Raw genomic sequence first — 12,329 nt, forward strand, 5'->3', positions numbered from 1 at the left:
CATCGGCGCCAGCCGCGAAGCAGAACAAAAACGGGCTCCGAGCAGTAGAGCTCGAAACCCGTGCAGTTCAGCAAAACCGGCAAACGCTCGGCAACATGCCGAGCCTCGACCCCGTGACGGGGGTGAGGAAAAGTGGGCGATACTGGGATCGAACCAGTGACCTCTCCGGTGTGAACGGAGCGCTCTCCCGCTGAGCTAATCGCCCTCAACGAGATGGAACTCTACTAGATGGTTCCGGGGCCGCGCGAACCAGGGGGGTCAGCGCCACCCCAGGAAGTCCAGGGTCCAGGTGTAGAGGTTGAGGTCGAAGCTGAGCAGGACGCTCAACCAGACCACCGAGCTGATGAAGATCATGCCGAGCAGCCCGATCAGGGCGCGGAGCGGGAGAGACTGGCGGGCGATCCAGTGCGTCCAGCTCTGGACGTGGCGTTTGGTGAAGGCGAGCAGGCCTCGGGCCCAGTGGAACTCGATGGCGAGGATGGCCAGCCCGAGGATCACGATGGCCCAGCCGGGTCCGGGGAGTGGGATGAGGACGATGCCTACCGCCGTGACCAGCGTGCCGAGGATGCCGACGCCGATCTTCAGAGCGAGCCGGCCGGTGGAGTTGGAGCGGATACGGTCAAGCACACGCACGTCTCAGAACCCCGTCGTCCGGTTTTGCGCCCATTTCATCCCCCAGTGTCCCTGGGCCCCGTCACTACCCGGGAGGAATGGACGTTACCGGAGTAAGTCAACTGCTGGACCACCCGACGCCGGGCGGAACCGAGTACTTGGGCAGAACGGGACAAGATATCTCATTACGTCTCGCTTAGAACGGTTTTCGGAACCGTCTTCCCACTACTGGGTGAGATCAGCGTATGGCGGAGCGTAACTACAAGGATCGCCTGAGTATGGGAAACGCGGGGTTCACCAGCCTCGCAGCGGTGCCGGGGGGAGTTCGTCCATGAGTACCATTCGTCCAACGACCGTCGAGGTCGAAACCTCGCTGCGGCTCGTAGCGCCTGACGCGACGGCACTGCCCGTGCGCGCCAGTCTGCGGTACGACCCAGCCGACCCCTATGCGGTCCATGTGTTGTTCCATGCGGAATCAGCCGGTGGGGAAGCCGTGAGCTGGTCTTTCGCAAGGGAACTGCTCGTGACCGGGCTCGACGAGCCGGCGGGGATCGGCGACGTCCGGGTGTGGCCGTGGGCCACCCCGCGGGGCGATTTCGTCGCCCTGGCGCTCTCGTCTCCGGACGGGAACGCGCTGTTCGAGGTTCCGCGCAGTGTCCTGGTCCGCTTCCTGCGGCGCACCTACGTGGTGGTGCCTCGCGGGCGCGAGTCCGACCATCTGGACGTCGACGCGGCGGTCAACCGGCTACTGGCCGGGCGATAAGGAACGCCAGCAACCAAAGACCCGCGCGGACACTGCCGGTCCGCGCGGGTCGCCCTTTATCCGGAAAAGCAATCGATCTCCGAAAAGAAATCGGAATCGGACGTATAGCGAATACCGAGCCGGAAAACGGACATAGGCCCCAGTCGGTGCGCTAGTGGATGCGAAGGAACGCATCGACGACTACCGTCAGGCGCGATGTCGACACTCATACAACACACCGAGCCGGCACCCGCCTGCCTTCCACCGGACTGGTCGGGCATCGGGGGATGCGTGCTACCGGTGGCCGCCGGCGCCACCACCGACCTATTGAACTGTCACGCGCTCGTGTTCACCGCACACGGTCCACTGCTCGCCGAGATCGACTTCGACGAGCACCCGTGCGCCGCGGGCACACTGCTCTGGGTCCGGCCTGGGCAGGCGGTACGGTTCGCCGAGTCATCGGGTGATCCGGTGACGATCGTCTTCCGACCAGGGTTGTTCGGCCCGGACGAGCTGCCGGGGGTGAGTCCCGACGCTCCGGCCGGGCCGGCCCGCGCGCCACTGGTCCCACCCGATCCGGAGGTGTTCCGGGCCGCCTTCGCCCATCTCCTCGCGGACGCCGGTGGACCACCGGGGCCGGTCACCGCGGCACTGTTGCGGCACCAGCTGGCCGCGCTGCTGCTGCGGGTCCGGGTGCTCGATCCGGTCGACGAGGCCAGGACGCATGTCGAGGGCCGGACGTTCGAGCGGTTCCGGGTCCGGCTGGAGTCGGGTTACCCGAACACCCGGCGGGTCGAGGACTACGCCGCCGAACTGGGCTGCTCGGTGCGTACCCTGACCCGGGCCAGTCTGGCTCTGACCGGGCGTACCGCCAAGCAGGTCGTCGACGACCGGGTCGCGCTGCAGGCGCGGCGGCTGCTCGCGGCGACCTCGTTGTCGGTCGCGGAGGTGGGCCGGATCCTCGGATTCGGTGAACCGACGAACTTCGGGCGCTTCTTCCACCGGGAGACCGGCCTGAGTCCCGGGCAGTTCCGCGGGCGCTTCCCGGACGACCATCCGGGCGGGATACCGGAACCGCGACGACCTACTGACTGAACCTTCTTCGACGTGGCGAGGCCGGACCCGCCTGGCGGCAGGCCGTTGACCTCGGATCGAAGGGCTCGATGCCAGGTTGAAGAAGGTTCACCGACCGTGAATTCCCATAAAACCCTGGGGTATGTGCATCCGGATTGCGTGGCCGGGGCAGAATAGTCGGGTGCAGATCTCCGCGCGCGGCGACTACGCGGTCCGGGCCAGCCTCAGTTTGGCGCAGGCTTACCCGGCGCTGATGTCCGCCCAGGCCATCGCCCAAGACCAAGAGATGCCCCGGAAATTCCTCGAGGCAGTGCTCGCCGACCTGCGCCGGGCCGGGGTGGTGCGGGCCCAGCGTGGCGCCGAGGGCGGCTACACGCTGTCCCACCCACCACGGGATGTGACGATCGGCCAGATCCTGCGGGCGGTCGACGGTCCGCTCGCCGGTGTGCGCGGCCTCCGTCCGGAGGAGACGCAGTACACCGGCGCGGCCGAGAACCTGCCGAACCTCTGGGTCGCGGTCCGGGCGGCGGTGCGTGAGGTCGTCGACGAGGTGAGCCTCGCCGAGCTGATCAGCGGGCGGATGCCGGCGCACGTGCGCAAGCTGACCACCCGCCCGGACGCCTGGCAGCCACGCTGACGTTTGTGAATCGCTCCCATCGGGAATCGTTCGGTCGTCACCGCAACACAGAGTCGTGACCGCAACGCAGATGGGAGAGGCTCCGATGGGCATCGTGTTCCGCAAGCGCAAGAAGATCGGCCCGCTGGTCCTGAACTTCACCGAGAACGGCTACTCCTCGTGGAGCCTCAAGATCGGCAAGTGGTCGTGGAACTCCAGGACCCGCGCGCACCGTTACGACCTGCCCGGCCCGATCTCCTGGAAGCAGGACAAGAGCCGGTCGTCATAGTCCGATCGTGACGTCGCCGCCGAGCCGGCCGTGTGCCGGCGCCCGGGTGACCGTGCCCTCATCGATGAGCGCGTACAGCACCCGGGTGGCGTCGGCGGCCCGGTAGACGGTCTCGGTCAGGACGAAGGTGCGCAGCGCGGTCACCGTCGCCGCGCCCTCCTCCTCCAGACGGGCCAGCAAGTCCCGCCGCAGCGCCTCGTCGTCCACCCGGCGATCCGGGTCGGCGGCCCACAGTGTCTCCTTGAACGCCTCCAGGCTCTTCCCCGAGGACGTGGCGAAGACCACCACCTCGCCGTTCGCCAGCTCGGCCGACGTGACCAGCGGGAATCCCGGCGGCAGGAACGTGGTTCCGGGCGGCAGCACCAGCAGCGCCTCGGCCGGTCTCCCGATGGTGAGAGCACCGGCGGTGGCCGGGGTGGGCGGTTCACTCGCGGCGGAGGCGTCCAGATAACCCAGCAGCGGTACGCGTGAGGCCCCCGCGGCCGTCAGCGCCACCGCCAGCCGCTCGCCGGTTCCCCCACCGATCGGTAGCACCGGGAACCCGGCCCGTACCGCGGCCAGTCTCTTTCCCGCCTCGGCCATGTCCCGGCCGACCGCCACCATGGACAGTTCTCGTCCGCGGGCCAGGTCGGGCAGCTCGGCCAGCACCCGCACCGCCGCCTCGGCCGCCGCGCCGCCGTCGTCGTCGGCGTATCCGTGCACATAGGTCACCCGCCGCGCCCGCCGCAGGGCGCCCTCGGCCCAGGTGCGCAGGTGGCGGGTGAGCAGTTCACGTTTGACGGTCGAGATCACGGACATACCGCAGTTCTACCGTGTCCACTTCGCTACCGGAAACTTGTACCGAGGGTGTTCAGTTGAGCACTATGGGAAACATGGCCCCTCCGCTCGCCGAAGTGACCGCCCAGGCGCGGAGCCTGTCGTCGGCGGGCGATCTCGCGGGCGCCCGGGCGGTTCTGGACGATCTGCTCCGGACCGCGGACGCCGATCCACGCCGGGCCACCGCCGATCTCGCGGTCGCCGCCGCCCTGCACGCCCGGGTCCTGATCGCCCTGCGCGACCCGGAGTCGGCCCGGCTCTGGGCCGCCTTCGCGCACTCCGCCGAGGAGCGTCTGCACGGCCGGCGGGACGAGCGCACCATCGCCGCCGCCGCGATGCACGCGGCGGTGCTGCAGCGGATCGGCCAGCACGGCCGGGCCGCCTCGGTCTACCACGATCTGATCAGCGAGCTGGCCCTGGTCGACGGCCCGGACTCACCGCGGGTCCTGGCCGCCGAGGCCGACCTGGCCACCGCCGAGCACGCCGCCGGGCACTGCGCGACCGCCCGCGCCCGGCTGGCCCGAGCCTGGCGCCGGCACCGCCGGGTGCACGGCGACGCCGCCCCGGCCGGCATCAAGATGCTGGCCCGGCTCGGCGCGATGGAGCGCGAGTGCGGCCACGACACCGAGTCCCACGAGCATCTGGCGCTGGCCCAGGAGCTGAGCGCCCGCTATCTGCCCACCGACCACCCGCTGGCCCGGCAGACCGCCGCCCTGGTCGCCGGCGCCGCGTCCGGGCGGCACACCTGCGGCAGCCGCGACACCTCCGGCGGCAAGCAGGTCCGGCCGTTCCCGCGCCGCCCGACGGTGCCCGACCCGGCCGGCGCCCGCCCGGCCCCGTTCCCGGCGGACGCGCCCGGCCAGCCGCCGCCCGACGACCGGCCCACCGATCCGGCCGGCACGGTCTACCCGGTGCCGCCGGACGACTTCTACGACGATCTGCCGCCGGCCGACAACCGGTCCACCGACCCCAACGGCACCGTCTACCAGCAGCCGCTCTACCTGGCCGACCTGGCGCTGCCGGGCGATCCGGCCGGCCGGCACGCGCGGGCCGACACCCCTCCCCCGCTGCCTGGCGACCGCGCCCCCGACTACGGCGAGGACGGCCGGCCGCTACCGGTCGGCACCGCCCGGACCGGCACCCGGACCGATCCGCCGAACTCGCGGCGCCTGCCGGTCCGCACCGACCGGCCGGCCAGCGCCCGGGGCACCCGCCCGCTGCTGCTCGCCGCGGTGCTGGCCGGTGGGGTGGCGGTGGTCGCCGCCCTGGTCATCCGCACCCTGCCCGGCGCCGACGGGGCCACCGTGCCGGCCACCGGGCCGTCCCTCCCCGCCGCCGATCCGCTCACCGCCCCGTCCACGGTTCCGGGCGCGCCGCAGAACGTCCGGCTGCGGGACAGCGGTGACAGCGTGACCCTGCAGTGGGCCTATCCCCCGGGTGCGACCGGGTCGGTGCTGGTCACCGGCGGACGGACCGGCCGGGAGCCGGTGGAGATCGCCGACCTGCCCGGCGGCGCCGCCGACTACGTGGTCTACAGCCTCAACCCGGACTGGAACTACTGCTTCACGGTCGCGGTCGAGGGGCGTACCACGGCGGCCGCCGCCCCGGTCTGTACCCGGCGGTGATGCAACCGTCTGGCAACCGGGCCTGACCCGGCACCGCTCCCCCGGCCCCGGACCGTTTGTCGTCACGGCTACGACAGGAAGAGGCACCGTGAACCGTTCTCCATCCGGCCAGGTCCAGTGACCACCGAAGCCGCGAGCCTCCTTCCCGTCGAGCCGTCGCCCGGCACCGAGCTGGAGAGCGCCGTGGTGGAGCTGGAGGGCCGGCCGCCGAGCCAGTTCCGCACGGTGTGGGCGCCGGCCGCCGCGCTGCGCCAGCGGGCCGAGGAGGTCGGCGCCGCCGAGATCGCGCAGCGGGCCGTCCTGCTCCAGGCCGGGGTCCTGCTCCGGGAGGGGCAGACCGGCGAGGGCGGCCAGCTCGCCCAGCAGGTCCGGGCCTGGGCCGAGGCGAACGACGCCCGCTATCTGCTGGCCCGCGCGCATCGCGAGCTGTCCATCTTCTACCGGCAGGTCGGCGACTACTCCGACGCGCTCACCCACGCGGTGCAGAGCGTCGCCTTCCTGACCGACGAGGTGCCCGCCCACATGCGGGCCCGGCACCTGATGACCCTTGCCGCCTCCCTCGACGACAACGGCTCGCACGCCGACGCCAAACGCCGCGGCCGGGAGGCGCTCGCCCTGTCCGCCCAGGCCGGCGACCACGAGATGGTGCTGTCGCTGCTGAACAACATGGCGTACGCCGCGGCCGAGGCCGGTGACGAGACCGAGGCGCGAGCCCTGGTCGCCCAGATGCGCGAGGTGCAGGCCCGCGACGGATACCGGTTCACCGCCAACGAACTCGACACGATGGCCCGCGTCGAGCTGATGAGCGGCCGCTATCAGGCGGTCGAGGATCTGCTCGCCCCGGCGCTCGCCGGTGGGGTCCTGGCCACCGAGGGCGACGCCTTCGCCGAGTGCCGGCTCACCCTGGCCCTGGCCCGCCGGCTCGACGGGCGGTACGCCGACGCGCAGCAGGCCCTGGACGCGGCCCGGGACACCTGCGCGGAACGGCAGCTCGGGGCGATCGGAGCCCGGGTCCGGCAGGAGCAGGCCGCCCTTTTCGCGGCTACCGGGCGCTTCGCCGAGGCGTACGAGGAGCACCGGGCCTTCCACGCCGACACCACCGCGCTCCAGTCGGTGCAGCGGGACGCCCGGGCCCGCGCGCTGCAGGCCGTCTTCGACGCCAACGAGGCCCGGCGGGCCAGCGAGCACTTCCGGGAGATGGCCCACCGGGACGCGCTCACCGGACTGCACAACCGGCGGTACGTCAACGAGCGCGTCCCCGCCCTGCTGCTCGAACACGCGGCCAAGGGGCGCCCGCTCTCGCTGGCCATCGTCGACCTGGACCACTTCAAACGGATCAACGACACCCTGTCGCACGCCACCGGCGACACCGTCCTGCAGCGGGTCGCCGAACTCCTCGAGGAGGCGGCGCCCGGCTCGGCGATCGCGGCCCGGATGGGCGGCGAGGAGTTCCTGCTGGTCTTCCCCGGCGTCGACGGGACGGAGGCGGCGATGCGCTGTGAGCGGTTGCGCCTGCGGATCCGGGCGCACGGCTGGGAGCCGGTCACCGGGACGCTCCAGGTCACCACCAGCATCGGCGTGACCACCGCCCCGGACGGCATGACCAACTTCTCCGCCCTGCTGTCCGTCGCCGACCGCAATCTGTACGCCGCCAAGCGCTCCGGCCGGGACCGGGTGGTCGCCGGTTAGGGAATCATCGGGGGATGGCAGAGATCCCGTTCCCCTCACCGATGGTCCCGGCGTCCGGCCGGGCCGAGGTCTTCGTGCGCTATCTGGACTACTACCGGGAGACGGTGATCGCCAAGACCGCCGGGCTGCCCGAGGCCGAGCTGCGGTCCAGTCGCCTGCCGTCCGGGTGGACGCCACTGGAGCTGCTCAAACATCTGCGCTTTGTGGAGTTGCGCTGGCTGGAGTGGGGTTTCCAGGGGCGTCCCGTGGACGATCCGTGGGGTGATCGCCGGGATGACCGCTGGTTCGTCGACCCGTCCGAGCAGGCCGCCGATCTCGCCGCCGCGCTGCGTGCGCAGGGCGCCCACACCACCGCCGTGATCACCGGCAACGACCTGGGCGCGGCCGGGCGGCCGGGGCCGCGCTGGGACGGCGCCGACCCGGCCGATCTGGAGCGGATCTGCTTCCACCTGCTGCAGGAGTACGCCCGGCACGCCGGTCACCTGGACATCGTCACCGAGCTGGCCGGCGGCCCGGTCGGGGAGTGAACCGGTTGGTTCGTGTGCCGATCTACGGCTCGATTCGAGCCGTAGATCGGCACACGAACCTAGAGGTCGGCCTCGGCGAGCACCGGGTAGTGGTCGGAGGCGGTGGCGGTCCGGTCGTCCCGCAGTGACCGCAGGGTCTTGACCCGGGCGGCCAGTGCCGGGCTCGCCATCAGGTAGTCCAGGCGGACCGCCCCGAACTCGCGCCCGGCGAAGTCGGTGGGGACGGTCCGGCCGTCGCCCTCACCCGCGGTGTGCCACAGGTCCACGTATCCGGCCTGGTGGAAGGCGTCGATCGCCCGAGTGTCGGCGGTGCCGTCCGGGGCCAGGTGCCGCTGCCGGTAGAGCGAGGGCAGTGCGGCGAGTTCGCCCTCGTGGTCGCCGCGCGGGTCGAGCCCGTTCATGTCCCCGGCGATCAGGGCCAGGCCGTCCGGGGCGTACCGGGCGGTCAGCCAGCGGACCTCCCGGTAGCGGCGGTAGGGCGAGAACGGGTTCAGGTGGGTGCTGATCACCCGCAGCGGGCCGGACCCGGTCGGCACCGTCGCCACCGCGGCGGCGTGGTGCAGGCGCCAGGTCACCGAGGCCCGGCGGGTGAAGCGCAGCGGTGGACGGATCAGGACCGCCACCGGCTGGGCGAAACCGGACGGCGCCAGGTGCGCGGTCATGCCGGTCGCGGCGGTCAGCTCCCGGAGCCGGCGGTGCCCGTCCCGCCGGAAGTGCTGTAGCTCCTGGAGGCAGAGGACGTCGGGGTTCTCGGCCCGGATCACCTCGATGATCGCGGGCAGCCGGGAGCCGCCGCCGTTCTTGATGTTCCAGGTCATCAGGCGCAGGGTCATCCGACCGGCTCCAGGCGCTGGTCCCGGGTGGCCCGCTCGGCCTCGCCGGCGGCCTCGGAGACCGTCTCGGCGTGCGCGTTGGGGCGGATCACCCACCAGAGCACGCCGATCCACCCGGCGGTGAGCAGGGTGGCGCCGAGCAGGTCGGTGGGGTGGTGCATGCCGCGGTACATCCGGGAGAGCGCCACCATGGCCGGCATCAGCACGGCGAGGGCCGGGAAGATCCAGCGCCACGGCTGCCGGACCCGGGCCATCACGATGATCGCGATGGCCACCCAGAGGCACATGGTGGCCGCGATGTGCCCGGACGGGAACGACGACGTCGGCATCTGGCCGTCGAGCTGTTCGACGGACGGGCGTTCCCGGCCGATCGCGGCGGCGGTGCAGAGGAAGAGGGTCAGCTCGCCGACCATGGTCAGGGCCAGGAAGACGATCGGCCGCCACTGCCGCCACAGGGCCAGGGCCAGCGGGCAGAACACCAGCGAGATGATCAGGATGGCGTGCGTGTCACCGGCCTTGCTGGCCAGCCAGCTGAGGTGGTCCAGGTCGGGGGTGCGGAAGGTCTGCAGCCAGCGCGGCACGGCGTCGTCGAAGGACGGCTCCCACCGGTTCACCGAGTAACCCACCAGGTAGAGCATCCCGAACACGAAGACCCAGCCGACCAGGATCTCGGCGCCCTTGGCCCACGGGTGCGGCAGCACCGCCTTCTCGGCCGGGGCCAGGCGCAGGTCCGGGCCGGCCTCCGGCTCCAGGCCGTCGGTGATCGGCGGGGTCTCGTGACCGGCCTCGCGGCGCCAGATCCGGAAGGCGTACGCGGTGACACTGATCCAGGCCACCCCGAGCAGCCAGCCGCCGAGCACGTCGGACAGGTAGTGCACGCCGAGGGCCAGCCGGGTGAACCCGACGGCGGCGACGATCAGCGCGGCCAGCCCGATGAACCAGGGCCGCCACCGGCGCCGCAGCGCGGGCAGGAAGACCAGCACCAGCATGCCGTAGACGACCATCGAGCCGAGTGCGTGACCGCTGGGGAAGCTGTTGCCCGGCGCCGACGCGACAGGCACCTCGACGACCGGCCGCAGCCGCCCGATCACCGCCTTCAGCGACGGGTCGAGGATCAGCGCCCCGGCCCCGGTGAGCAGCAGGTAGATGCCGGGGCGGGGGCGCCGCCGGATGAACAGCAGCGCGGCGGCCAGCGCCACCAGCGGGATCAGCACGCCCCGCCCACCGAACGAGGAGATCTGCTGGAGCACCGCCACGGTGGTCTCGGACCCGGCGGCCCAGCGATTCAGGCTGTGCGCGATCGACTCGTCGAGGTCGAGCAGCGGCTGCCAGTGGAACCGGACCAGCAACAGCAGCACGCCGAAGGTGAGGCCGACGGCGGCCACCACCAGCAGGCCGAGCACACTGCGCTCGGCGAAGTGACGCACCGGCGCCCAGCCGGTGCGTTCCACCACTCGGTTGTCATCGGTCACTGCGCACTCCAACGGTCGGGGGTGCGCGGTTTCTTACCCGGTCGGGTCGGCTGTCACACCGGGGCCCCGCTGCGTGGGAACGTCCGGTTCCTCCTCGGGCTCCCAGCGGTCCTCCAGCGCCGGACGGGGCACCCCGACCCGGCGGGCCTCCAGCTGGGCGGCGAAGGCGAGCCCGAGGAAGAGGGCGATCCCGGTCAGGTTGGCCCAGAGCAGCAGCGCCATGATCGCGGTGAGCGGGCCGTAGGTGGCGCCGAAGCCGCCGCTGAACCTGATGTACCCGGCGAGCAGCAGGCTGGCCAGCCACCACAGCACCGTCGCCACCACGGCGCCGAACAGCAGCCAGGACAGGGCCGGCTGGTTGCGGCGTACCGAATGGCGGAAGAGCAGGGCCACCGCGAACACGATCAGGACCAGGCTCAGCGGCCAGCGGACCACGTCCCAGGCCACCCGCAGGCCGTCGGAGATGCCGAAATGCTTCACCGCCGAGTCGCCGGCCGCCCGCCCGGCCACCAGGATCAGGAAGCCGAAGAGCGCGGGCAGCCCGGCGACCAGGGCCAGGATCGCGGCCCGCAGGTATTTCGGCAGTGCCGGGCGGTCCCGCTCCACGCCGTAGATCCGGTTGGCGCCGCGCTCGATCTGGGCCATCGCGCTGGTCAGCGCGAACAGGCCGGTGATCATGCCGAGGGCGAGGGCCAGCTCACCGGCCTCCTCGGTCGGGTCGTCCTCCACCAGCAGTTCGGTGACCAGCGGTTCGCTGGCGCCCGGGGTGAGCGCGATGACGGTGTCCGCGACCACCTGGCCGCCGTCCTCGACACCGAGGTCGGTGGCCAGCCCGGACAGCGCGATCAGGAACGGCACGATGGCCAGGCAGAGCTGCAGGGCGAAGGCCCGCGCGTGGCTGAAGCCGTCGCCGTACCGGAACCGGATGAACGCGTCGTGCAGCAGCGGCCAGCGGCCGTAGTGCAGCAGGGCGAGGAACGCGTCGTCGGCCGAGAGTTTGTCCCCCGGCATCATCCGGGTCTCCGGAACCGGTTCGGTGCTGCTCAAGCCTTCTCCTCGGCCGCTTCCCTGATCCGCCCGGCACGTTTCGCGACGGCGGAGGCGTCATTCGCGAGATCCGGGTCGGCGTCCGGCTGGGGCACGCAGAGCAGCAGCGCCTTGGGCCGGACCTGGATCTTCATGACCTTGCCCGGATCGATGGTGTCACCGTCGAGCTGGCGCGCCTGTGCCCGGTTGCTGTAGATCTCAACCCTGGATGCGGTGTACGTCTCCATCAGCGGCACCCGCTCCCGCCGGCTGATCACCGCCGTCACCAGGGCCGCCCAGTGGGCCAGGTTGGTGGGGCTGAGGATGGCCACGTTGAGCCGGCCGTCGTCCGGTTCGGCCTTGCTGAGCAGCCGCACCCCGCCCTGGAGCCGGCCCACGTTGCCGACGATCACGGCGGCCGGGCGGCGGGGCATGGGCGGGCCGCCGTCCAGCCGGATCCGGACCCGCATCGGCCGGTCCAGCAGGTGTTTCACCGCCCCGCCGAGGTAGGCCGGCCAGCCGATGTGTTTCTTGGCCCGCTCCGAGGTGTCCTCCAGCATCTGGGCGTCGAAGCCCATCCCGGCCATCACCACGAAGCAGCGGTCGCCGAGCGCTCCCACGTCGATCCGGCGGCGGCCGCCCTCCAGGGCCACCTCCAGCCCGGTGGCCGGGTCGGTGCCCAGGCCCAGGTTGGCGGCGAGGAGGTTGCCGGTGCCGGCCGGGAGGACGGCGAGCGCCACGTCGCTGCCGGCCAGCGCGGTGACCACGGCGGTGACGGTGCCGTCACCGCCACACGCGAAGACCAGCTCGGCGCCCTCGGCCATCGCCTTCTTCGCCTGACCGCGGCCGGGGTCGTCGGGTGTCGTCTCGTACCAGGTGGGCTCCGGCCAGCCGGCCCGGTCCAGGGCCTCGTGGACGGTACGCCGCAGGTGATCGGGATCGGCCACTTTACTGGGGTTGAACACGACGGCTGTGCGAGGTCCAGTCACGTGGCTCAGTGTGCCGGAG

At 71.8% G+C, this 12,329-nt stretch carries 13 protein-coding genes and 1 tRNA gene; 7 read left to right on the plus strand and 7 right to left on the minus strand.

Annotated elements, in window-relative coordinates; genetic code table 11:
• Window positions 1-133: 133 nt before the first annotated feature.
• Both ACQ0O7_RS19080 and ACQ0O7_RS19085 read right to left on the minus strand, forming a co-directional pair.
• Window positions 134-205 (minus strand) — tRNA-Val (locus tag ACQ0O7_RS19080).
• A gap of 53 nt (window positions 206-258) precedes the next feature.
• On the minus strand, window positions 259-633 hold the full coding sequence (locus ACQ0O7_RS19085; RefSeq protein ID WP_430783475.1) for a TIGR02611 family protein: 375 nt from the start codon (window positions 631-633) through the stop codon (window positions 259-261).
• Window positions 634-943: 310 nt separating this feature from the next.
• On the opposite strand from ACQ0O7_RS19085, the gene ACQ0O7_RS19090 reads away from it, so the two are divergent.
• From ACQ0O7_RS19090 to ACQ0O7_RS19105, 4 genes are all read left to right on the plus strand, one after another.
• Window positions 944-1,375, plus strand: coding sequence for an SsgA family sporulation/cell division regulator (locus tag ACQ0O7_RS19090; protein WP_014446635.1), 432 nt, complete (start codon window positions 944-946; stop codon window positions 1,373-1,375).
• Between the two features lie 195 nt (window positions 1,376-1,570).
• Window positions 1,571-2,449: a helix-turn-helix domain-containing protein gene (locus tag ACQ0O7_RS19095; RefSeq protein ID WP_430783476.1), complete on the plus strand. Its 879-nt coding sequence runs from the start codon at window positions 1,571-1,573 to the stop codon at window positions 2,447-2,449.
• Window positions 2,450-2,609: 160 nt separating this feature from the next.
• Complete coding sequence (locus ACQ0O7_RS19100; RefSeq protein ID WP_282762073.1) at window positions 2,610-3,065, plus strand: RrF2 family transcriptional regulator; 456 nt, start codon at window positions 2,610-2,612, stop codon at window positions 3,063-3,065.
• A gap of 85 nt (window positions 3,066-3,150) precedes the next feature.
• The gene (locus tag ACQ0O7_RS19105) at window positions 3,151-3,333 is read left to right on the plus strand and encodes a DUF4236 domain-containing protein (RefSeq protein ID WP_430783477.1); all 183 of its coding nucleotides are present in this window, start codon (window positions 3,151-3,153) and stop codon (window positions 3,331-3,333) included.
• On the opposite strand, the gene ACQ0O7_RS19110 is transcribed toward ACQ0O7_RS19105, so the two are convergent.
• Window positions 3,328-4,131: a hypothetical protein gene (locus ACQ0O7_RS19110; RefSeq protein ID WP_430783478.1), complete on the minus strand. Its 804-nt coding sequence runs from the start codon at window positions 4,129-4,131 to the stop codon at window positions 3,328-3,330. The two genes, ACQ0O7_RS19105 and ACQ0O7_RS19110, sit on opposite strands and share 6 nt — an antisense overlap.
• Window positions 4,132-4,205: 74 nt before the next feature.
• Here ACQ0O7_RS19110 and ACQ0O7_RS19115 point away from each other — a divergent pair, with 74 nt between their 5' ends.
• The 3 genes from ACQ0O7_RS19115 (at window position 4,206) to ACQ0O7_RS19125 (ending at window position 7,990) form a co-directional block, all read left to right on the plus strand.
• Complete coding sequence (locus ACQ0O7_RS19115) at window positions 4,206-5,774, plus strand: fibronectin type III domain-containing protein (RefSeq protein WP_430783479.1); 1,569 nt, start codon at window positions 4,206-4,208, stop codon at window positions 5,772-5,774.
• A 117-nt stretch (window positions 5,775-5,891) separates the two neighbouring features.
• Window positions 5,892-7,463, plus strand: a complete 1,572-nt coding sequence (locus ACQ0O7_RS19120) for a diguanylate cyclase (RefSeq protein WP_430783480.1) — start codon at window positions 5,892-5,894, stop codon at window positions 7,461-7,463.
• Between the two features lie 14 nt (window positions 7,464-7,477).
• Entirely contained in the window at window positions 7,478-7,990 is a 513-nt protein-coding gene (locus ACQ0O7_RS19125; RefSeq protein WP_430783481.1) for a DUF664 domain-containing protein, read from the plus strand.
• Between the two features lie 59 nt (window positions 7,991-8,049).
• On the opposite strand, the gene ACQ0O7_RS19130 is transcribed toward ACQ0O7_RS19125, so the two are convergent.
• Genes ACQ0O7_RS19130 through ACQ0O7_RS19145 form a run of 4 tightly spaced genes read right to left on the minus strand, consistent with a single transcriptional unit; the run spans window position 8,050 to window position 12,310 of the window.
• Entirely contained in the window at window positions 8,050-8,823 is a 774-nt protein-coding gene (locus ACQ0O7_RS19130; protein ID WP_430783482.1) for an endonuclease/exonuclease/phosphatase family protein, read from the minus strand.
• Window positions 8,820-10,295: a phosphatase PAP2 family protein gene (locus tag ACQ0O7_RS19135; protein WP_430783483.1), complete on the minus strand. Its 1,476-nt coding sequence runs from the start codon at window positions 10,293-10,295 to the stop codon at window positions 8,820-8,822. The genes ACQ0O7_RS19130 and ACQ0O7_RS19135 overlap by 4 nt, the downstream gene beginning before the upstream one ends.
• A gap of 33 nt (window positions 10,296-10,328) precedes the next feature.
• Complete coding sequence (locus ACQ0O7_RS19140) at window positions 10,329-11,342, minus strand: YihY/virulence factor BrkB family protein (RefSeq protein ID WP_430783484.1); 1,014 nt, start codon at window positions 11,340-11,342, stop codon at window positions 10,329-10,331.
• The gene (locus ACQ0O7_RS19145) at window positions 11,339-12,310 is read right to left on the minus strand and encodes a diacylglycerol/lipid kinase family protein (protein ID WP_430783485.1); all 972 of its coding nucleotides are present in this window, start codon (window positions 12,308-12,310) and stop codon (window positions 11,339-11,341) included. The genes ACQ0O7_RS19140 and ACQ0O7_RS19145 overlap by 4 nt, the downstream gene beginning before the upstream one ends.
• Between the last annotated feature and the right edge of the window lie 19 nt (window positions 12,311-12,329).

Origin of the sequence: Actinoplanes sp. G11-F43 (assembly GCF_050589265.1) — a bacterium.
Lineage (GTDB): Bacteria > Actinomycetota > Actinomycetes > Mycobacteriales > Micromonosporaceae > Actinoplanes.

Coding starts and splice junctions, on each gene's coding strand:
- ACQ0O7_RS19090 (WP_014446635.1), top strand. CDS start 944: ATGAGTACCATTCGTCCAACGACCGTCGAGGTCGAAACCTCGCTGCGG.
- ACQ0O7_RS19095 (WP_430783476.1), top strand. CDS start 1,571: ATGTCGACACTCATACAACACACCGAGCCGGCACCCGCCTGCCTTCCA.
- ACQ0O7_RS19105 (WP_430783477.1), top strand. CDS start 3,151: ATGGGCATCGTGTTCCGCAAGCGCAAGAAGATCGGCCCGCTGGTCCTG.
- ACQ0O7_RS19110 (WP_430783478.1), bottom strand. CDS start 4,131: ATGTCCGTGATCTCGACCGTCAAACGTGAACTGCTCACCCGCCACCTG.
- ACQ0O7_RS19115 (WP_430783479.1), top strand. CDS start 4,206: ATGGCCCCTCCGCTCGCCGAAGTGACCGCCCAGGCGCGGAGCCTGTCG.
- ACQ0O7_RS19125 (WP_430783481.1), top strand. CDS start 7,478: ATGGCAGAGATCCCGTTCCCCTCACCGATGGTCCCGGCGTCCGGCCGG.
- ACQ0O7_RS19130 (WP_430783482.1), bottom strand. CDS start 8,823: ATGACCCTGCGCCTGATGACCTGGAACATCAAGAACGGCGGCGGCTCC.